This window comes from Ciceribacter ferrooxidans (genome assembly GCF_004137355.1).
GTDB classification, from domain to species: domain Bacteria; phylum Pseudomonadota; class Alphaproteobacteria; order Rhizobiales; family Rhizobiaceae; genus Allorhizobium; species Allorhizobium ferrooxidans.
On the sequence record NZ_SDVB01000346.1, the window covers coordinates 1 to 349 of the forward strand.

The window sequence follows — 349 nt, forward strand, 5'->3', positions numbered from 1 at the left end:
AGGTGCAGGTCGGCTACGGCCGCCTCGGCCACTACTTCTGGGGCTTCGAGGAACAGGGTGTCGTGCCGGACGTCATCACGGTCGCCAAGGGCATGGGCAACGGCCAGCCACTCGGCGCCGTGATCACCCGTCGGGAAATCGCCGATGCCCTGGAGCAGGAAGGCTACTTCTTCTCTTCCGCCGGCGGCAGTCCGGTCAGTTGCGTCGTCGGCATGACCGTGCTCGACATCATGCGTGACGAGGGCCTGCAGGAAAATGCCCGCGATACCGGCGACCACCTGAAGGCACGGCTCGAAGCGCTCGGCCAGCGTTTTCCGATTGTCGGCGCGGTCCACGGCATGGGCCTTTA

1 protein-coding gene is annotated in these 349 nt (G+C 65.6%); it reads left to right on the forward strand.

Features of this window, described 5'->3' with window-relative positions; translation table 11 throughout:
• The coding region (locus EUU22_RS22210) for an aminotransferase class III-fold pyridoxal phosphate-dependent enzyme (RefSeq protein WP_129334164.1) at nt 1–349 on the forward strand (349 nt) is incomplete at both ends.